Raw genomic sequence first — 19,637 nt, 5'->3', positions numbered from 1 at the left:
TTTAGTAAATAATTACTGACCAAGAAAGTCCGTGAGGACTTTCGTAAGTAAGCTCTAACCAAGCAATTAATTTTGTACGGTGTTGTGGTTAGTGTTTTTATTTTTCAGTCCACAGTTTTTCTCTCCAAGAAGATGTTCTTTCCAATAAGTCGTTCAATTCCCATTTATTAGTCAATAAATCTAATCCTTTAAAAATTGGAGAATCTACAATATCGACCTCTTTATCATATCTAAAATCTAAATCGTTTAGGATATTTTGCGTTCCTTTATGAAGTTTTCCATTATCTTCTCTATGCTTAAAATAATTAGCCAATCCAATTATTAATTCAATATCAGTTCTCAAATGCTGATCAATTTGCTCTCCTAATTTATATTTTACAATTTTCTTTTCAGAATTATCAAATCTATCATAAATACTGCTATTGATGTAATTTTGAAGTGCTACAAAAGCTAATCCGTATATTGGTTCTGATTCTTCTAAAAACCAAAGTCCATCGTACCACTCAATTTTTTCAAGTTTATCTCTCAATTGAAGAATAGAATTCTCAATTCCATCAATCAAAATCTGATAACTTTCAATTCTAGAATCGTGTCGTTTCCAATCTGTTTTATTCATTTCTTTTTCGTTTCGGACATTAACCACAACGTTTTTGTATATGGTTTGTTGCGTGTTTCAAGCAACTAATTTAGTAAATAATTACCGACCAAGAAAGTCCGCGAGGAATTTCGTAAGTAGGCAAGAACTAGCAATAAATTATATACGGTGTTGTAAAGAGTTTTTTAGTATAATATCTCACAGTTTTTTAATTTCTTTTTTAATTTAAAAATATCCTTTTTTGATATTTTATTTCCTTTTAAATTAAGATGTATTAAGTGTTTTAATTTATATATTTGTTTAGGTATTTTAGTCAAATAATTATTAGATAAATTAATTTTTTCAATTTTTAGAGGAAAAAATGTAGTCTCAGGAAGGTTTAAAATGAAATTATTAGACACATCTATTTCTTTTAAAGAAGTGAATTCACCTAGATTTTTAGGTAAATAAAATATTTTATTCTTAGGTAAATAGATCACTTCTAAAGTTTTCATAGAAGATAAATATTCTGGTATTTGATTTATTTCGTGATTAGAAAATCTAATTTCTTTTAATTTATCAAAGTATTGTATACATTCTGGTAAGTTATACATTGCTCCTTGCAAAAAATCAGCACCCCATATTCTATTTAATTTTAAGATCTCTATTTCGCTATTATCACAGTCAAAATCTTTATGAGACCAATTGATATTTCTTGTAACCTTAATTAGGTTCGAATTTTTAATTTCTTCTTTCTGAGAAGGAGTAAGTTTAATCTTTTTTAATTCTGGGTTTTTATAAAGGAGGTAATCTAACTTTGCTATAGAGATACTTCTTTTTCTCTTAATATATTTTATAGTCTCTCCATCAGGAGTTGTTGTAAAAGAAAGAGATATAATATCAAGTTCCATATCCATTCCTTCCCAAGATTTAGGATAGTCAAGTACAGTTCTCTCATCAAGCTTTTCGTCATAACTATCTAAGTAGATTGAATATTTTTCAGGTTTAAATTGATGTGTTCCTATCAAATCTACAATTCCAACCCTTTCCAAACTTCCATCTTTTTCCAGGTTATCATCAGGTAAAGTTCCTAAAATTCTATATGTTATCTGAGTTACAATAAAATCAGAATTAGGTTGTAATAAATAATCTAGAACCTTATCATCATCACCAGTAGCTATAAGAGGTTTAATCTCAACAATTTTATCGAAAATTTTCTGTAAATTATTGTTATAGGCTGTATTGTATAAAGCTTCTCTGTATTGTTCTTCAATGGTTTGTCCAAAAGAAAAAGATGTTATAAAAAATAAAAAAAAATATTTAATGTTCATTTGAGTTTTCGTTTTTGTTAATTCTTTACAACGGTTTGTATATGAAAAGTGCTGTTTTGTGTGCGAGGATTTTCCGCAGGAAAATCAGATGTAGCAAAACGGCACTGACTTTTGTATTATGACTAAATTAAGCATTTTTTATATACTTTGTTAGCTTTTCGTTATTTTTTTTACAATTAAAATACCGATATAAAATCACATATTTTCAGCGTTTTTATTCGGCGTTTAACTTGTCTAAATTTTCATTTCTGATTGCATAAACAGGCTAAAGTCTGCCGTTTCCATTTCATAATTACAAACATATTTTTCCGTAATATTTGTCAGAATCCTACAGTTTTTCATTTCCGATTACATAAACAGGCTAAAGTCTGCCGTTTTCATTTCAGAATTACAGACAGATTCTTGCGTAATATTTATCAGGATTCTACTTTTTTAAACCGCTTTATTTTTCCAATTTTGCGTAATTTTTTGTTAATGAAAGCTAACGGTTTATATATGGTTTGTTGCGTTTTTCGAGCAACTAATTTAGTAAATAAAAACGAAATAGAAAATCCCCTAAGGATTTTCGTAGGTAGGCGAGCACTAGCAATAAATTATATATTTTGTTAGCTTTTCGTTTATTTTTCCTTTTTTACAATTAAAATACCGATATAAAACTACATATTTTTCAGCATTTTTATTCGGCGTTTAACTTGTCTAAATTTTCATTTCTGATTGCATAAACAGGCTAAAGTCTGCCGTTTCCATTTCATAATTACAGACAAATTCTTGCGTAATATTTGTCAGAATCCCACAGTTTTTCATTTCCGATTGCATAAACAGGATAAAATTCCACCGTTTCTATTTCATAATTGCGGACAGATTCTTACGTAATATTTTTCAAAATCTTCTGCGTTAAAATTCCATTTCTAATTGCGTAATATTTATCAGGATTCTACTTTAGGAAAACGCTTTATTTTTCCAATTTCACGCATTTTTTTTGTTAATGAAAGCTAACGCCATGTGTATGTGGCGTATTTTTCCGCTAGGAAAATATGCGCTCATACACTTTGTTAACGTGCGTTTTTTTCTTTTTTAATTAAAATACCGTTATAAAATCACATATTTTTCAGCATTTTTATTCGGCGTTTAACTTGTCTAAATTTTCATATAAACTTACGCTAAAAAATCTAAAATCGGCAATATTTCGAACATTTTTTTATTTTCTATTGCGTAAACGAGCTAAAAAGTCCGCCATTTTCATTTCAGAATTATAAGCAAAATCTTACGTAATATTTTTCAAAATCTGCTGTTTTACGATTCCGTTTCTATTGCGTAAACGAGCTAGAAAGTCGGCTATTTTCATTACAAATATATTCACGTAATCTTTGTCAGGATTTTACTTTTCGAAAACGCTTAATTCCGTTAATATTCCGTGTAATTTGGCTTAATGCAGGTTAACGCCATGTGTATGTGGCGTATTTTTCCGCCAGGAAAATATGCGCTCATACACTTTGTTAACGTGCGTTTTTTTCTTTTTTAATTAAAATACCGTTATAAAATCACATATTTTTCAGCGTTTTTATTCGGCGTTTAACTTGTCTAAATTTTCATATAAACTTACGCTAAAAAATCTAACATCGGGAATATTCCGAACATTTTTTCATTTTTATTTTCGATTGCGTAAACGAGCTAAAAAGTCCGCCATTTTCATTTCGGAATTATAAGCAAAATCTTACGTAATATTTTTTAAAATCTGCTGTTTTACGATTCCGTTTCTATTGCGCAAACGAGCTAGAAAGTCCGCTATTTTCATTACAAACAGATTCACGTAATCTTTGTCAGGATTTTACTTTTCGAAAACGCTTAATTCCGTTAATATTCCGTGTAATTTGGCTTAATGCAGGTTAACGGTTGGTATATGAAGCGTTGGGCATTTATAAGCACTTTGTTTCGGTTTATCTCTATCTTTATTTACAAGTACTAACTTTGGTTTAATCGCCTATTGCCCAATGATTTATATACATTGTTGTATAACGTTTTTATTTATTATCCTTTTCAATTTTTTCAGCCATTAAAAGTATTTCTTTATTAATTATTTCAGCATTTTCTTTTTTTGTAATTATAGTACCGTGACTTCCTTCAATAATAAATTGTTTCCCGTTCGTAGATAGTTCTTTTAATTCTTTTTGCATTTCAAACCATAATTGAATTTGTTTGTCGGGATCAATACCTTGATTTCTATATTTTTCTTTCTGAGATTCTCGATATTGTTCAGTAGCGGTAAAAACCAAAACAGGTAATGAATCCAAATCACTTGCTTGACCTGCCCGCTTAAGAATATCATCATTGATACTATTTTCTTTTAGATTCCTACGATAAACTTTACCTGAAGAACTTACTAGATTAAAATTACGGATATGACATTCTTGAGGTAAACCATCATTTCTAGGCTTTGGACTTACAATTTTATTGTATATTCCTCTTAAGCCTAAATCTGAAATTACTGCAATAACTTTCAAAAAGTTAATTTGACTATTTGGAATCAATTCTTTTTGTTCCAATCGTTTCCATTGTTCTGGATGACTCGAATCAAGGAACACCATTCCTATTACTTCATTCGGATACAAATCTCTGAATATTCGAGTGTAGACTCCGCCCATAGAGTGACCCGCTAAAATATAAGGTGGTTTTTCTCCATTTTTTTCAAGTAATTCGTGTAATTGATGGGCATAAAATTCTGGTGTAATACTGTCTTTACTTGGTTCGCTAAACCATTTTCCTTCTCTATCATAGCGTACAACTCTCATATTTTTCTTTAATCCTTCCGCTATCCAATGAAGCATATCTGTATGACCATTTGCACCTGATTCGAGAATAATGGTTGGTAAATTATTTATTTTACCTTCTGCTCTTATATGAAGTTCAGTGCCATTGACATCAACTAATTTACCAGGTGGAACTGGTTTTGAATTAAACAATCGGTAGCCTAAACCCAATAATATAAGTAGTAATAAAATACCACCAATAAATTTCCCAATCCACTTAATAATTTTTAGGATTACTTTCATATTTTTATTTTTTTTAATGTTATACAACGACTCGTGTATAAGTAGTAAGGATTTGATTTGTAATAAATTTCATTTAAGCACTTAACCAAATTTGCAATTTTATTGTTATTTTCTTCAACCATAAAATTTCAACTTTGGTGGATTTCGTAAATAATCACAAAATTTTCAACTTAGCAATTTCCCTTATTACTTATACATACTGTTAACTTTTCGTTTATTTTTCCTTTTTTACAATTAAAATACCGATATAAAATCACATATTTTTCAGCGTTTTTATTCGGCGTTTAACTTGTCTAAATTTTCATATAAACTTACGTGAAAAAAATCTAAAATCGAGAATATTCCGAACAGTTTTTTTCATTTCCATTCCTAATTGCGCAAACAGGCTAAAATTCCGCCGTTTTCATTTCGGAATCACAAACAAATTCATGCGTAATATTTGTCAAAATCTGCTGCTTTACGATTCCGTTTCTATTGGATAAATAGGTTAAAATTCCGCCATTTTCATTTCAGAATTACAGACAAATTCTTGCGTAATATTTGTCAGAATCCCACAGTTTTCCATTTCCGATAACGCAAACGAGCTAGAAATTCCGCCGTTTTAATTTCAGAATTACAGACAGATTATTACATAATATTTGTCAAAATCTACAGCTTTACGATTCCGTTTCTACTTGCGTAATATTTATCAGGATTCTACTTTAAGATAACGCTTTATTTTGCCAATTTCACGTATTTTTTTTAAATGAAAGTTAACGGTTGGTATAACCGTCAGTTACGGGTTAAATTAGCGATTATTTTCGGTTTAGCACTGACCTTAGCAATTTCGATTGGATTCGGACGTAGTCGAATCCGCCGTAATTGCGGTTATACATTGTTGTGCTTAGTTTTTTTAAGGAGCTACATTTAAAGACATCAATGTAATCTTTTTCAATTTAGTTTGATTTTCATCTGCATATTCAAAGTGATACGAAATCTCTCTATCAAACCTATCAAAACCTCCGCTTACTCCAATTATTGAATTTGACATTGGACCTCCTTTTTTATTAGGGTTTCCAAAACGTTTTCTAATTTCAGTTTTACCCATATTAATGTTATAGTCTGCAAATGAGAATTCTCCACTTTCATTTGGGTATATAAAAATTGTATGTATAATTTTATTTTTTGTCAAAATCATTTCAAATGATTCGTCTTCTGCATTTATATAAAACTCCTTCTCAAAACCTTCTTCAAGTTCAAGTTCAAAGTCATTATTTTCTATTTTGTATGATTTGAAGTCAGATTTTATTTTTTCAAAATCTTTTCCGATTAATTTTTCAAATTCCATATTTTGTAATTAAGCACAACGCCATGTGTATGTGGCGTATTTTTCCGCCAGGAAAATATGCGCTCATACACTTTGTTAACGTGCGTTTTTTCTTTTTTAATTAAAATACCGTTATAAAATCACATATTTTTCAGCGTTTTTATTCGGCGTTTAACTTGTCTAAATTTTGATATAAACTTACGTGAAAAAATCTAAAATCGGCAATATTCCGAACATTTTTTTATTTTCTATTGCGTAAACGAGCTAAAAAGTCCGCCATTTTCATTTCGGAATTATAGACAAATTCTTACGTGATATTTGTCAAAATCTACTGTTTTACGATTCCGTTTCGATTGCGTAAACGAGCTAGAAAGTCCGCTATTTTCATTACAAACAGATTCACGTAATCTTTGTCAGGATTTTACTTTTCGAAAACGCTTAATTACGTTAATATTCCGTGTAATTTGGCTTAATGCAGGTTAACGCCATGTGTATGTGGCGTATTTTTCCGCTAGGAAAATATGCGCTCATACACTTTGTTAACGTGCGTTTTTTCTTTTTTAATTAAAATACCGTTATAAAATCACATATTTTTCAGCGTTTTTATTGGGCGTTTAACTTGTCTAAATTTTGATATAAACTTACGTGAAAAAATCTAAAATCGGGAATATTCAGAACATTTATTCATTTTTATTTTCGATTGCGCAAACGAGCTAAAAAGTCCGCCATTTTCATTTCGGAATTATAGACAAATTCTTGCGTGATATTTTTCAAAATCTGCTGTTTTACAATTCCGTTTTGATTGCGCAAATAAGCTAGGAAATCCGCTGTTTTCATTACAAACAGATTCACGTAATCTTTGTCAGAATTTTACTTTTCGAAAATGTTTAATTACGTTAATATTTCGTGTAATTTGGCTTAATGCAGGTTAACGCCATGTGTATGTGGCGTATTTTTCCGCCAGGAAAATATGCGCTCATACACTTTGTTAACGTGCGTTTTTTTCTTTTTTAATTAAAATACCGTTATAAAATCACATATTTTTCAGCGTTTTTATTGGGCGTTTAACTTGTCTAAATTTTGATATAAACTTACGTGAAAAAATCTAAAATCGGCAATATTCCGAACATTTTTTTATTTTCTATTGCGTAAACGAGCTAAAAAGTCCGCCATTTTCATTTCAAAATTATAGACAAATTTTTGCGTAATATTTGTCAAAATCTGCTGTTTTACGATTCCGTTTCTATTGCGCAAACAAGCTAGAAAGTCCGCTGTTTTCATTACAAACAGATTCATGTAATCTTTGTCAGAATTTTACTTTTCGAAAATGTTTAATTACGTTAATATTTCGTGTAATTTGGCTTAATGCAGGTTAACGGTTTTATATATGGTTTGTTGCGTGTTTCAAGTTCTAAATATATTAAATAAAAACGGAATAGAAAATCCCCTAAGGATTTTCGTAAGTAGATAAGTACTAGCAATAAATTATATATGTTGTTGTAATTAGTGATTTTCTAACTAAATTTCTCATTTCTTAATTTTCAATTTTTCCGTTTTATTTCTCTTTCTTTTTTTACGTTTCTACTTAAAACTCCGCCTTAATTAATTCACGCTTTATTTTCAGCGTTAATTTCTGCCTTTTTTTTACGTTTCCGCTTAAAACTCCGCTTTAATTAATTTCAGCTTTAAATTCTTTCTTTTTTCACGTTTCTGCTTCAAACTCCACTTTAATTAATTTCCACAGATTTATTCACGCTTTACTTTTCAGAGTTTAATTCTGTTTTTTTCTCTTTTTTAGGATTTACTTTCTAAAAATAGAGTAGCAGTCATTTTCAATTTTTCCAGCGTAATATTATTCAATATTAATTTCTAGAAAAGATAAATCACTAATTAGGAATTTCAGGCTGAAATTCCGCCATTAATTACAACAACCAAATATACGTACTATTACATATATATATCATATATTTTTTATAAATCTAGGGGATTTTTAATTGATTTAAAATTATGAGAGGCAACATGAGTGTAAATTTCTGTTGTTTTACTAGAGCGATGCCCTAATAAATTTTGGATATAGCGTAAATTAGTACCACCTTCTAAAAGGTGAGTCGCAAAAGAATGTCTTAACATATGCGGTGTTACTCTCTTTAGAATACCAGCTTTTTTTGTAGCTCTTTTAACAATTACAGCGACACTTTCAGGTGAATATTTTTGCCCTTTCTTGCCTTCAAACAAATACGTTTTAGGTTGCCACTCCTTATAATATACCCTTAATTCTCTAAGAACGGTTGTAGAAAGTAAGGAATACCTATCTTTATTTCCCTTAGCATTGTTAACATGTATTAGCATTCTTTTGCTGTCTATATCCGTTATCTTTAAATTAAGAATTTCACTTCTACGCAATCCTGCGGAATATAAAAGGCTAACAATACACCGATGTTTTATATTATTTGTGTGATCTATAATAGCTAAAATTTCTTCTTTCGATATTATTTTAGGAAGCCTATGTTCTTTTCTGGGTCTATCTACACTGTAAAATCGATTAGGCATACCCAACACTGTTTCATAGTAAAATTTAATAGCGTTTATAGATTGATTTACATAACTATTCGATTTATTCTGATGCGCTAATACTTGAAGATACTGCTGTATATCTTTTTCAGATAGATCATTTATTGGTTGTTGATAAAAATGATTTATAAATTTCTCAAACAATGAAATATAGATTTTACAAGTGTTTAAAGAGTATCTTTTAAGCTCTAATTTTAAGAAGTAACTCTCAGGAGCATACTTAAGAGTTTCTTTTTTAACCCTATTTCTAAACCCATTTATATTGGGTAAGCTATTGTCTTTTATAGGTTTTTCTTTGAAAAAAGCGTTGCCATGTATCCAGATAACACCTTTAAATTTTTGAAAAATAGCATTAATGTTTTTCTTAGAATACTTTAAATAAACCATATTAAACTCCGCACTCCATTTAGGCTCAGGAAGTTCTTTTATTAATGCATGAATAACCTTGTTTGGGCTAAATTGTAGCCCAATCATCTTGCAGTTATTGATATGTAAATGCTTTAAGGTAATATGTTCTGAGGTTTTCTTCACGCGATAAAATTCAAAAAAAACACTGAATAAAAAAAATATAAACATATATTTATACGTTTATTAAACGGTTAATTATATACTTATGGAAAAGAGATGTCTTCACTGTAAAAATAAACTAGAAGGAAGAAGCGATAAAAAATACTGTTCTTCTTATTGTCGATCTTCTTATCATTATGAAAATAATAAAGAACAAGAAGATAGTTTGTTTTTTGTAATAGATAAAAAACTCAAAAATAACAGAAAAATATTAAAAGAATTTAACAAAGCAGGATACGCTAGTGTCAGAAAAGAAAAATTGTTAGCAAAAGATTTCGACCCAAATTATTTTACAAATTATTGGAAAAATAGCAAAGGGCAGGTTTATTTATTTTGTTACGAATATGGTTTTTTAGCTCAAAAAGAAAAGTACATACTAGTACATTGGCAAAGCTATATGAAAACCAAGTAAATTTATTGAAAACACTTCTTAATTAAATAGTATTTTTGTTACATGAAAATAAAATTTATTTATATCGCAGTATTTTTAGTTTTATCAGGCTGTAAAACGAAAAAAATAAACTTAAAACAACCAACATTAAAATTTTTAAATGAATTTATAGTCAAAGATTCTTTAAATTTTAATAATACTATTATTGGAGGAATTTCAGGGATTGATTTTAGCAATAATCAATATTATATGGTAGTTGATGATGCTAAAAACCCACGGATTTTAATTGGCGATGTTGTTATTAAAAAAGACAGTATCAAAAATATGATTTTTCAAAAAGTAATTTCATTACAACCCGAAAGTGAGTTTTATCAAAATAATGTGTTAGACTTAGAATCGGTTTTTTTTAGCGATAACAAACTAAATTTAGTCAGCGAAGGAAGCATTCGTAAAGGTAAAAACCCAACGATTTTTACAATTGATACTGCTGGTAATTTTAAAGAAAAAATAAAAATTCCTGATTATTTCAAAGCAAATTCTCAAGCAAAACCAAAACACAATGCCACTTTTGAAAGTTCATCAAAAAGTTTCGATAAAAAAGGTTTTTGGGGCGCAATGGAAGCCCCACTACAAGCCGATGGCGATGAGCCAACATTCCATAAAACACAATCGCCAATACGTATTACGTATTTCGATACTCAAACCAAAACAGCGACCAAACAATTTTCTTATCAGCTAGAAAAAATTGACAAACCAGCAAAAGGAAGCGTTAATTTAAATGGTGTTACTGCTATTTTAGAATACAAAAAAAATCAATTCTTTGTGGTAGAAAGAATTTATCAAAGTGGCTACGGGGCTTATGGAAATACCATCCGAGTTTTTAAAGCAACAGTAAATGAAAACACTACAAATACTTTAGGGATTTCATCTTTAAAAAAAGAAAAATATATCCCTCTAAAAAAAGAATTATTATTCGATTTTAAATCAATTCAGCCTAAATTAACTGATTCAATTATCGATAATATTGAAGGAATTACTTTCGGACCTAAATTATCGAACGGAAACAACTCGCTGATTTTTGTTTCTGATGATAATTTTCAAGTATATGGAAAGCAATTAACACAGTTTTTATTGTTTGAAATTGAAACAGAAAAAGTACATTAATAGTCGTAATTATTTAAAAGATGATAGCCAAACTTAAAAAAAAATCAATTCAGAAATTTTATAATAAAACGATTGTAAAAAAACAAGCCGAAAATCAACAAAAACAAGTTGGAAAACAGCAGTGTAAAATTAAAAAAATTGCGATTTTATTAGATAATGAATCTTTAGAAAAAATCGTAATTGCTAATTTAACAAATCATTTTCCTTTTAAAAAAAACGATATTACCGTGTTAATTTATCGGTCTTTTGATAAAAAACAAGAAGCTTTACCAACATTTTTTACCGATAAAGAAATCGGATTTAAAGCAGGTTTAAAATCAGACAATTTAAAAAATTTCGTTAAAAACGAGTATGATTTGCTTATTAATTATGTAAAAACACCAAATTTATATGTGAATACAATAACTTTGTTATCGCAAGCAAGATTAAAAGTTAGTTTTGCAGGTGTTGATGATAGATTGTATGATATTGTTATATCTGACGAAGGATTAAATGAAACAGTTTTAAATCAAGAAATAAAAAAATATTTAATAATACTAAAAAAAATATAATGCAAAAATTTGTTGGTACAGGAGTGGCTTTGGTAACGCCTTTTAGCGAAGACTTAAGTGTCGATTTTCAGGCGCTTAAAAAATTAGTAAATTACAATATCGATAACGGTACAAATTATTTAGTTATTAACGGAACAACTGCAGAAAGTGCTACTATAACAACACAAGAAAAAGCTGAAATTATAAAAGTAATTGCTACCGAAAATAACGGACGCTTACCTTTAGTTTTAGGACTTGGAGGGAACAATACACAGGTGGTTATTGATGAATTAAAATCTGCCGATTTATCAAATATTGATGGAATATTGTCGGTAGCACCGTATTATTCAAAACCAACACAGGAAGGTTTTTATCAGCATTTTAAAGCCATTGCTTCAGCTACTAAAAAACCAGTTATTTTATACAATGTTCCTGGTAGAACGGCTAAAAATATGGAGCCTGCTACGATTTTACGATTAGCAAACGATTTTGAAAATATTGTAGGAGTCAAAGAAGCTGGAAATAATCAGCAGCAATATTTAGCCTTATTAAAAGATAAACCAAAAGACTTTTTAATTATTTCTGGTGATGATGATTTAGCTTTAGGTGTTGTTTTAGCAGGTGGAGCGGGAGTAATATCAGTAATAGGGCAAGGGTTTCCCAAAAAGTTTTCAAAAATGATTCAGCTAGGATTGGCAGGTAAAAATAAAAAAGCCTATAAAATTCATTATCAATTAATGGATGTTGTAGATTATATTTTTGAAGAAAATAATCCCGCAGGAATTAAGGCGGTATTATTAAAAAAAGGCATCTGCTTAGATGAGGTTCGTTTGCCGTTAGTAAAAGCATCCGAAGAGTTACAAACAAAAATTTCAGATTTTACAGACTGTTTATAAAATAGTGATTTTTAAAAAATAAAATAATAGGCTACAGTTTTTTAAATTGTAGTCTTTTTTGCATCTTTGTATAAATACTTTGTTATTTATAATCAATATAATTAAAATAGAAAAAATATGTTATCAAAAGTAATAGAAAGTGCGTTAAATAAACAAATAAAAATTGAAGCAGAATCTTCACAGGTATATTTATCGATGGCGTGTTGGGCCGAAAATCAAGGTTTTGAGGGGGTGGCGCAATTTATGTACGCACACTCTGACGAAGAGCGCATGCACATGTTAAAATTAGTAAAGTTTGTAAACGAAAGAGGAGGACATGCAAAAGTATCGGAATTAGTAGCACCACCAAGTGAATTTGGCTCGTTTAAAGAAATGTTTCAAACCTTGTTTGACCATGAAGTAATGGTTTCGGCATCAATTAATGATTTGGTACATATTACTTTACAAGAAAGAGATTATGCAACTCATAACTTTTTACAATGGTATGTCTCTGAACAAATAGAAGAAGAAGCATTGGCAAGAAATATTTTAGATAAAATTAATTTAATTGGCGATGATAAAGGAGGTTTATATTTATTTGATAATGATGTAAAGCAAATAGTAGCGCAAGGTGCAGCAGCTGCTAATCCAGTATAATAAGATTAACAAACATTTATATATTCAAAACCTTTTTTATAGCATTTTTATAGTTTATTGCAATACTCTATTAGAGAAATAAAAATCGTTTTAATAATCCATAATTAATCACTAATTTTGCCAAATGCAAAAAATTAAAAATTTAGCGTGTTTAGTTGTAATACTATTGGTTTTGTCTTCATGCGGAGAGTATAACAATGTGTTAAACAAAGGAAGTATTCAGGAACAATACAAAATGGCTGTAAAAATGTACGAAGTGCAAAAATACAGCAAAGCATTGCGTTTATTTGAAAAAGTAACCCCTTCGTATAGAGGTAAACCTCAAATGGAACGTATTCAGTATATGGTTTCTCAGTCTAATTTTAATGAAAAAAATTATAGTTTAGCGGGCTATTATTTTAATCGATTCACTAAAAATTATCCGAAAAGTTCAAAAAAAGAAGAAGCAGCTTTTTTATCAGCATTAAGTTACTATAAAGCAGCACCCAGTTTTAGTTTAGATCCTACAGATACAAACAAAGCATTAGCTTCTTTTCAGGCATTTATTGATGCTTATCCTAATTCTAATAAATTAGATGAAGCAAATAAATATTATACAGATTTACGTAGTAGGTTAGAGAAAAAAGCATTTGAAATAGCAAAAACATATTATAATACAGCAGGGTATGATTCTAGAAATTATCGTGCAGCAATTACTGCTTTTGATAATTTATTATCAGATTATTTAGGTACAAAATATAAAGAAGAAGCATTATATTTTAGACTAAAAGCAGCACACGATTTTGCCATGAAAAGTACACAGCGTAGAAAAGCAGTTAGAATAAAAGCCGCTATAAACGCATACGATAAATTAAATAGAAATTTTCCTGAATCTAAATTTATAAAAGATTCAAATGCAATGTTAGCCGCATTAAATAAAGAACAAGAACAATTAGTTAAAAGTTAAAAGATGGATTATAAAGAAACGAAAGCACCCTTAAGTACTATTACTTATAATAAAGAAGCTATCGAAGCTCCAACAGAGAATATCTATGAAGCTATTTCAGTTATAGCAAAAAGAGCTAATCAAATTAATGCTGATTTAAAGAAAGAATTAGTTGATAAATTAGATGAATTTGCTACTTATAATGACAGTTTAGAAGAAGTATTTGAAAATAAAGAACAAATTGAAGTTTCTAAATTTTACGAACGTTTGCCTAAACCTCACGCTATTGCAGTAGATGAGTGGTTAAATGGTGATGTATATTTTAGAACTCCAGACGCTGAATAATTATGTCTGTATTAAATGGTAAAAAAGTATTAGTAGGTATTACCGCAGGTATTGCCGCATACAAAACAGCCAATTTAGTTCGATTATTTATAAAATCAGGCGCAGAAGTTATCGTAGTGATGACTCCTGCGTCTAAAGATTTTATAACCCCGCTTACACTTTCTACACTTTCTAAAAACCCTGTTTATTCAACTTTTTATGATAAAGAAGATGAAAATGAGGTATGGAATAATCACGTTGATTTAGGACTTTGGGCAGATTTAATGATTATTGCTCCAGCAACTGCAAATACCTTGTCGAAAATGACAAATGGTACTTGCGATAACTTGTTGTTAGCGATTTATTTATCAGCAAAATGTCCGATATATTTTGCGCCAGCCATGGATTTGGATATGTATATTCATCCATCGACTAAAAATAGTTTAGATGCGTTACAAGGTTTTGGTAATATTTTAATTCCTGCTACCTCTGGTGAGCTAGCAAGCGGATTAGTTGGCGAAGGTCGTATGGCAGAACCTAAAGATATCGTTTCTTTTATTGAAAAAGATATTGCTTCTAAATTACCACTAAAAGGGAAAAAACTACTGATTACCGCAGGACCAACATACGAAGCAATTGACCCTGTTCGTTTTATAGGAAATCATTCTTCAGGTAAAATGGGCTTTGAAATAGCTAAAACAGCCGCTAATTTAGGCGCTGAGGTTTATTTAATTTCAGGACCATCACACCAAAGAGTAAATCATTCTTTTATTCATAGAATTGATGTGAAATCAGCCCAAGAAATGTACGATGCCTGTCATCAGTATTTTGCGGAGGTTGATGTGGCTATTTTATCTGCCGCCGTGGCTGATTATAAACCAAAAAATGTAGCTACTCAAAAAATAAAGAAAAAAGATTCCGCTTTAGTAATTGAATTAGCACCTACCAAAGATATTTTAAAATCGTTAGGAGAAATTAAAACAAACCAGTTATTAGTTGGTTTTGCTTTAGAAACCAATAACGAAGTTGAAAATGCAAAAGCTAAAATTATCAAAAAGAATTTAGATTTTATAGTGTTAAATTCTTTACAAGATAAAGGCGCAGGTTTTGCTACAGACACCAATAAAATAACGATTATTGATGCTGATTTTAAGCAAACCGTGTTTGATTTGAAATCAAAAAAAGCAGTGTCAGCAGATATAATGAGCGAAGTTCTTAAAAGAATTTAATAAAATTGTTACAACGCGTATTTTTTTAAAATAATTTTTATTACTTTGAATGCTAAACCATATTCAAACGAACAATAATTAAAACGATAATAGATGCGTAAGTTTTTCTTTTTAATTTTTATTTTATCATCGATTTTTAGCTTGCAATCGCAAGAGTTAAATGCTTTGGTAACTATAAATACCGATAAAATTCAAAGTAGTAATAAGCAAGTTTATCAAACACTTCAAAAATCAGTAACGGCGTTTATTAACGAAACCCAATGGACTACTAAAACTTTTAAGCAACAAGAGCGTATTAATTGTGCATTTACCATTATTATCAGCGAACAAAATTCGAATAATTTTACTGCAAGCCTTCAGGTTCAAGCTACACGACCTGTGTATAATTCAAGTTATGCAACGCCTATTTTAAATATTAACGACACGAGTTTTAATTTTAAATATAGTGAGTTTGCACCCTTAATTTTTAACCCAAACACCTACGATTCTAACTTGGTATCGACCATTGCATTTTATGTTTATACTATTTTAGGAATTGATGCCGATACTTTTGCTTTAAAAGGAGGTACGGATTATTTGAAAACAGCAGAAAATATAATGTTACAAGCACAGTCTAGTGGAGAAAGTGCTTGGCAAAATAAAATAGGAAAACAAAACAGGTTTGCGTTGATTGATGGTTTTTTATCCTCAAAATTTAGCCCTTTACGCAGTATTTATTATGAGTATCACAGAAATGGTTTTGATAATTTTGCAGACAATAAAGAATTAGCAAAACAAACGATTCAAAAAAATGTAATTTCTTTAGAAAAATTACATAATATTTCTATTGGAAATTATATGATTCGTGTTTTTTTAGATGCAAAGGCAGATGAAATTTCAAATGTTTTTTCGGATGGAAAACCTGCTGAAAATACACAGAAAATGCTTAGTGTTTTAAATAAAATAGCGCCTACTTATAAAGATAAATGGAAAACTATTAAATAAGGTTTGTAATCTTTATTAGTTAGCAAACATTGAATCCAACTATTATGAATAGATTTTTTAAAGACCTAACAATTCCTAAATCTATTTTAATGACCTTTATTTTATATGGAATTCTATTATTTCTGATTTTTATTAATGTTAAATTATTGAACTTTGATTTTAATACAACATCTTTTATAAGCCAACTTCTAATCCTAGTAATAATAATTATATTATTTAACAATTACTTTTTTCAACTTAAAGACTTAGAGTGTAGTTTTTTGAAAATAATCCAATTTACGATGTTAGGCGTTACAATTGGAACAATTTATTATATATATCAATTTATTTTGAGTAATAAAATATCTCAACAATATGAGATAACGATTAGTTTATTAATTGAAAGTATTTTCCTTGGAGTTATTTATGAAGAATTATTTTTCAGAGGAATTATTCTAAAAGGACTTTTGAAGAAACATAGACCATACGTTGCTATTATTACTTCATCTCTTCCGATGTAAAAAGACTAGGAATATATCTGTTCTTTTTTAAGTAATTTAATTCATTAAAAACTCGTACTTTTATTTTTTTAAAGAATCGATTTTGCTTAGACATTTATCCATACATAATTACGCGTTAATCAATCAATTATCGATTGATTTTACAAAAGGTTTATCAATAATAACTGGGGAAACAGGGGCAGGAAAATCCATATTACTAGGCGCTTTAGGTTTGGTAATGGGAAACCGTGCCGATTTATCTTCCTTAAAAAACACCGATAAAAAATGTATTATTGAAGCCAAATTTGCTGTTGAAGGCTATTCTTTACAACATCTATTTGATGAATTTGATCTTGATTATGAGCCCGAAACTATTATCCGTAGAGAAATTTTACCTTCTGGAAAATCAAGGGCTTTTGTAAACGATACGCCTGTAAATTTATCAATTTTAACAGCGTTAAAAATAAAATTACTCGACATTCACTCGCAACATCAAACGGCTGAATTGTCGGATACTAGCTTTCAATTTTCGATTATTGATGCCTTGGCAAAAAATAAAACCAAGGTTACATCCTACAAAACAGGGATGAAAAAATACACTTCTTTAGTTAAAGAATTAAAAATTTTAAAAGAAGAAACTCTAAAATCAAAAGAACAATATGCTTATAATTCACACTTATTCAATGAATTTGAACAAGCGGAATTAGTTATAGGCGAGCAAGAAATTTTAGAAGAAAAATTACATACCTTAAATAATGTAGAGGAAATAAAATTGCATTTATCGGAAGCCTTAGCTGTTTCATCGAATGAAGAAATTGGCGTGCAAAATTTATTGTATTCCTTAGAAAATAGCTTGCAAAAAATAAGTGAATACGCTAAAAATTACCAAGAAATTACGAATAGAGTTACGAGTTTAAAATTAGAATTTGACGATGTTGTTGCCGAATTAGAAAATGCGAACGAAGAGGTTGCTTTTAACCCAAATGAAGTTGAAGAATTAAACGACCGTTTGCAATTAATTTACAATCTTCAAAAGAAACATTCTGTGAATTCTATTGCTGAATTGTTGGTTATTTTTGAATCATTATCAGAAAAAGTAGCGCAGGTAGATGATGCGGACGCTTTGATTGCCGCTAAAAATTTAGAAATAACAGCAGTAACAAATAAATTAGATGAATTTGCTGTTTTAATTACAGCATCTAGAAATAAGGCGATTCCTAAATTACAGAAAGAATTAGAATATTTATTAACGGAATTAGGAATGCCAAATGCACGTTTTTCAATGGAATTAATTCCGTCGGATAGCTATTTTTATAATGGAAAAGATGTATTGTCGTTTCTGTTTTCAGCAAATAAAGGTGGGAATTTTGGCGAGCTTAAAAAAGTGGCTTCTGGTGGAGAATTATCACGAATTATGTTATCGGTAAAGAAAATTTTATCAGAAAATATACAGCTTCCAACCATTATTTTTGATGAAATAGATACAGGAGTTTCAGGGGAAGTTTCTAATAAAATTGCCAAAATAATGCAGGATATGGGTACAGGAATGCAGGTAATTACCATTACGCATTTACCTCAAATTGCGGCAAAAGGAGTACAGCATTACAAGGTGTATAAAGGCGAAGAGAATGGCGTAACAACCTCTAATTTAAAATTACTTTCCGAACAAGAACGCATTATTGAAATTGCAGAAATGTTAAGCGGAAAAGAGGTATCTGAAAGTGCGTTAATTCATGCAAAAGAATTGTTGAATTAAAATAAATTCAGCATGACGGTAATTAGAGTTTTCAATAAAATAGAGAAGTTAAAAAATAGAAAAGTATAAAATGTACAATTTATTAAAAGGAAAAAAAGGAATTATTTTTGGGGCTTTAGATGAAAATTCTATCGCCTGGAAAGTTGCCGAACGTGCCTGTGAAGAAGGCGCTGAATTTGTATTAACCAATGCACCTGCGGCAATGCGTTTAGGAAATATTGATGAATTGGCTAAAAAAACAGGGGCTGTAATTATTCCTGCCGATGCAACGTCAATGGACGATTTAACGGCTTTAGTTGAAAAATCAATGGAAATTTTAGGCGGTAAAATTGATTTCGTTTTACATTCAATCGGGATGTCGGTAAATGTGCGTAAAAAGCGTCATTATACCGATCCTAATTATGATTTTACAGCAAAAGGAGCCGATGTTTCTGCGGTTTCTTTTCATAAGGTTTTAAATGTTTTGTATCATAAAAAAGCGATGAATGAGTGGGGGAGTATCGTAGCGCTTAGTTATATGGCAGCACAACGAGTTTTTCCTGATTATAACGATATGGCTGATAATAAAGCCTATTTAGAATCGATTGCTCGTAGTTTTGGCTACTTTTTTGGGAAAGATCATAAAGTGCGTGTAAATACGATTTCGCAATCGCCAACGCCAACTAGAGCAGGAAAAGGGGTAAAAGGTTTCGATGGATTTATTTCATATTCCGATAAAATGTCGCCACTAGGAAATGCGACTGCTTTAGAATGTGCCGATTACACCATTTCGTTGTTTTCAGATTTAACAAAAAAAGTAACCTTACAAAATTTATTTCACGACGGCGGATTTTCAAATATGGGCGTTAGCACGGCGGTAATGGATAAATTTACAGAAGCATAACTTTAACAAGCATACAAAATATATTAAAATGCAAATCGTTA

At 29.8% G+C, this 19,637-nt stretch carries 19 protein-coding genes; 12 read left to right on the top strand and 7 right to left on the bottom strand.

Annotated elements, in window-relative coordinates:
• Positions 1 to 97: 97 nt before the first annotated feature.
• From ABNT14_RS07070 to xerA, 7 genes are all read right to left on the bottom strand, one after another.
• A complete protein-coding gene (locus tag ABNT14_RS07070; RefSeq protein ID WP_101902805.1) occupies positions 98 to 616 on the bottom strand; it encodes a hypothetical protein in 519 nt (172 codons plus the stop codon).
• A 164-nt stretch (positions 617 to 780) separates the two neighbouring features.
• Complete coding sequence (locus ABNT14_RS07065; protein WP_101902804.1) at positions 781 to 1,905, bottom strand: leucine-rich repeat domain-containing protein; 1,125 nt, start codon at positions 1,903 to 1,905, stop codon at positions 781 to 783.
• A gap of 2,021 nt (positions 1,906 to 3,926) precedes the next feature.
• Entirely contained in the window at positions 3,927 to 4,955 is a 1,029-nt protein-coding gene (locus tag ABNT14_RS07060; RefSeq protein WP_101902726.1) for an alpha/beta fold hydrolase, read from the bottom strand.
• Between the two features lie 892 nt (positions 4,956 to 5,847).
• On the bottom strand, positions 5,848 to 6,282 hold the full coding sequence (locus ABNT14_RS07055; protein ID WP_101902727.1) for a hypothetical protein: 435 nt from the start codon (positions 6,280 to 6,282) through the stop codon (positions 5,848 to 5,850).
• A gap of 669 nt (positions 6,283 to 6,951) precedes the next feature.
• On the bottom strand, positions 6,952 to 7,098 hold the full coding sequence (locus ABNT14_RS07050; RefSeq protein ID WP_348719363.1) for a hypothetical protein: 147 nt from the start codon (positions 7,096 to 7,098) through the stop codon (positions 6,952 to 6,954).
• A 297-nt stretch (positions 7,099 to 7,395) separates the two neighbouring features.
• Positions 7,396 to 7,542: a hypothetical protein gene (locus tag ABNT14_RS07045; protein WP_348719362.1), complete on the bottom strand. Its 147-nt coding sequence runs from the start codon at positions 7,540 to 7,542 to the stop codon at positions 7,396 to 7,398.
• Between the two features lie 690 nt (positions 7,543 to 8,232).
• Positions 8,233 to 9,306: a site-specific tyrosine recombinase/integron integrase gene (gene xerA, locus ABNT14_RS07040; protein ID WP_101901320.1), complete on the bottom strand. Its 1,074-nt coding sequence runs from the start codon at positions 9,304 to 9,306 to the stop codon at positions 8,233 to 8,235.
• Positions 9,307 to 9,445: 139 nt separating this feature from the next.
• On the opposite strand from xerA, the gene ABNT14_RS07035 reads away from it, so the two are divergent.
• The 12 genes from ABNT14_RS07035 to ABNT14_RS06985 all read left to right on the top strand — a co-directional run bounded on the left by ABNT14_RS07035 (position 9,446) and on the right by ABNT14_RS06985 (position 19,596).
• Positions 9,446 to 9,811 (top strand): hypothetical protein, encoded by a 366-nt coding sequence (locus ABNT14_RS07035; RefSeq protein WP_101901323.1) that lies wholly within the window; start codon positions 9,446 to 9,448, stop codon positions 9,809 to 9,811.
• A 42-nt stretch (positions 9,812 to 9,853) separates the two neighbouring features.
• Positions 9,854 to 10,954 carry an esterase-like activity of phytase family protein gene (locus tag ABNT14_RS07030; protein WP_101901324.1) on the top strand — a complete coding sequence of 367 codons (1,101 nt, stop codon included), beginning with the start codon at positions 9,854 to 9,856 and terminating at the stop codon, positions 10,952 to 10,954.
• Between the two features lie 20 nt (positions 10,955 to 10,974).
• Positions 10,975 to 11,505, top strand: coding sequence for a DUF6913 domain-containing protein (locus ABNT14_RS07025; protein WP_101901326.1), 531 nt, complete (start codon positions 10,975 to 10,977; stop codon positions 11,503 to 11,505).
• Positions 11,505 to 12,380 (top strand): 4-hydroxy-tetrahydrodipicolinate synthase, encoded by an 876-nt coding sequence (dapA, locus tag ABNT14_RS07020; protein WP_101901328.1) that lies wholly within the window; start codon positions 11,505 to 11,507, stop codon positions 12,378 to 12,380. Before ABNT14_RS07025 ends, dapA begins: the two co-directional genes overlap by 1 nt.
• Before the next feature lie 117 nt (positions 12,381 to 12,497).
• Complete coding sequence (locus tag ABNT14_RS07015) at positions 12,498 to 13,016, top strand: ferritin (RefSeq protein WP_101901329.1); 519 nt, start codon at positions 12,498 to 12,500, stop codon at positions 13,014 to 13,016.
• 124 nt (positions 13,017 to 13,140) lie between these two features.
• On the top strand, positions 13,141 to 13,962 hold the full coding sequence (locus ABNT14_RS07010; protein WP_101901331.1) for an outer membrane protein assembly factor BamD: 822 nt from the start codon (positions 13,141 to 13,143) through the stop codon (positions 13,960 to 13,962).
• 3 nt (positions 13,963 to 13,965) lie between these two features.
• Complete coding sequence (locus ABNT14_RS07005; protein WP_101901333.1) at positions 13,966 to 14,286, top strand: DNA-directed RNA polymerase subunit omega; 321 nt, start codon at positions 13,966 to 13,968, stop codon at positions 14,284 to 14,286.
• 2 nt (positions 14,287 to 14,288) lie between these two features.
• Entirely contained in the window at positions 14,289 to 15,494 is a 1,206-nt protein-coding gene (gene coaBC / locus ABNT14_RS07000; RefSeq protein ID WP_101901335.1) for a bifunctional phosphopantothenoylcysteine decarboxylase/phosphopantothenate--cysteine ligase CoaBC, read from the top strand.
• A gap of 93 nt (positions 15,495 to 15,587) precedes the next feature.
• On the top strand, positions 15,588 to 16,478 hold the full coding sequence (locus ABNT14_RS06995) for a DUF4835 family protein (RefSeq protein ID WP_101901338.1): 891 nt from the start codon (positions 15,588 to 15,590) through the stop codon (positions 16,476 to 16,478).
• A 44-nt stretch (positions 16,479 to 16,522) separates the two neighbouring features.
• A complete protein-coding gene (locus tag ABNT14_RS12380) occupies positions 16,523 to 16,978 on the top strand; it encodes a CPBP family glutamic-type intramembrane protease (protein ID WP_101901340.1) in 456 nt (151 codons plus the stop codon).
• An 82-nt stretch (positions 16,979 to 17,060) separates the two neighbouring features.
• A complete protein-coding gene (recN, locus tag ABNT14_RS06990; protein WP_101901342.1) occupies positions 17,061 to 18,713 on the top strand; it encodes a DNA repair protein RecN in 1,653 nt (550 codons plus the stop codon).
• A 70-nt stretch (positions 18,714 to 18,783) separates the two neighbouring features.
• Positions 18,784 to 19,596, top strand: coding sequence for an enoyl-ACP reductase FabI (locus ABNT14_RS06985; protein WP_101901344.1), 813 nt, complete (start codon positions 18,784 to 18,786; stop codon positions 19,594 to 19,596).
• Positions 19,597 to 19,637: the final 41 nt, after the last annotated feature.

Source organism: Tenacibaculum dicentrarchi (genome assembly GCF_964036635.1).
Taxonomy (GTDB): Bacteria; Bacteroidota; Bacteroidia; order Flavobacteriales; family Flavobacteriaceae; genus Polaribacter; species Polaribacter dicentrarchi.
Note: the sequence above shows the minus strand (reverse complement) of the source record. Positions and strands in the feature narration are given on the sequence as shown.

What these genes read in the sequence shown, in the direction of transcription:
- ABNT14_RS07070 (WP_101902805.1), bottom strand. Translation starts at nt 616, where the DNA reads ATGAATAAAACAGATTGGAAACGACACGATTCTAGAATTGAAAGTTAT.
- ABNT14_RS07065 (WP_101902804.1), bottom strand. Translation starts at nt 1,905, where the DNA reads ATGAACATTAAATATTTTTTTTTATTTTTTATAACATCTTTTTCTTTT.
- ABNT14_RS07060 (WP_101902726.1), bottom strand. Translation starts at nt 4,955, where the DNA reads ATGAAAGTAATCCTAAAAATTATTAAGTGGATTGGGAAATTTATTGGT.
- ABNT14_RS07055 (WP_101902727.1), bottom strand. Translation starts at nt 6,282, where the DNA reads ATGGAATTTGAAAAATTAATCGGAAAAGATTTTGAAAAAATAAAATCT.
- ABNT14_RS07050 (WP_348719363.1), bottom strand. Translation starts at nt 7,098, where the DNA reads ATGAAAACAGCGGATTTCCTAGCTTATTTGCGCAATCAAAACGGAATT.
- ABNT14_RS07045 (WP_348719362.1), bottom strand. Translation starts at nt 7,542, where the DNA reads ATGAAAACAGCGGACTTTCTAGCTTGTTTGCGCAATAGAAACGGAATC.
- xerA (WP_101901320.1), bottom strand. Translation starts at nt 9,306, where the DNA reads ATGATTGGGCTACAATTTAGCCCAAACAAGGTTATTCATGCATTAATA.
- ABNT14_RS07035 (WP_101901323.1), top strand. Translation starts at nt 9,446, where the DNA reads ATGGAAAAGAGATGTCTTCACTGTAAAAATAAACTAGAAGGAAGAAGC.
- ABNT14_RS07030 (WP_101901324.1), top strand. Translation starts at nt 9,854, where the DNA reads ATGAAAATAAAATTTATTTATATCGCAGTATTTTTAGTTTTATCAGGC.
- ABNT14_RS07025 (WP_101901326.1), top strand. Translation starts at nt 10,975, where the DNA reads ATGATAGCCAAACTTAAAAAAAAATCAATTCAGAAATTTTATAATAAA.
- dapA (WP_101901328.1), top strand. Translation starts at nt 11,505, where the DNA reads ATGCAAAAATTTGTTGGTACAGGAGTGGCTTTGGTAACGCCTTTTAGC.
- ABNT14_RS07015 (WP_101901329.1), top strand. Translation starts at nt 12,498, where the DNA reads ATGTTATCAAAAGTAATAGAAAGTGCGTTAAATAAACAAATAAAAATT.
- ABNT14_RS07010 (WP_101901331.1), top strand. Translation starts at nt 13,141, where the DNA reads ATGCAAAAAATTAAAAATTTAGCGTGTTTAGTTGTAATACTATTGGTT.
- ABNT14_RS07005 (WP_101901333.1), top strand. Translation starts at nt 13,966, where the DNA reads ATGGATTATAAAGAAACGAAAGCACCCTTAAGTACTATTACTTATAAT.
- coaBC (WP_101901335.1), top strand. Translation starts at nt 14,289, where the DNA reads ATGTCTGTATTAAATGGTAAAAAAGTATTAGTAGGTATTACCGCAGGT.
- ABNT14_RS06995 (WP_101901338.1), top strand. Translation starts at nt 15,588, where the DNA reads ATGCGTAAGTTTTTCTTTTTAATTTTTATTTTATCATCGATTTTTAGC.
- ABNT14_RS12380 (WP_101901340.1), top strand. Translation starts at nt 16,523, where the DNA reads ATGAATAGATTTTTTAAAGACCTAACAATTCCTAAATCTATTTTAATG.
- ABNT14_RS06985 (WP_101901344.1), top strand. Translation starts at nt 18,784, where the DNA reads ATGTACAATTTATTAAAAGGAAAAAAAGGAATTATTTTTGGGGCTTTA.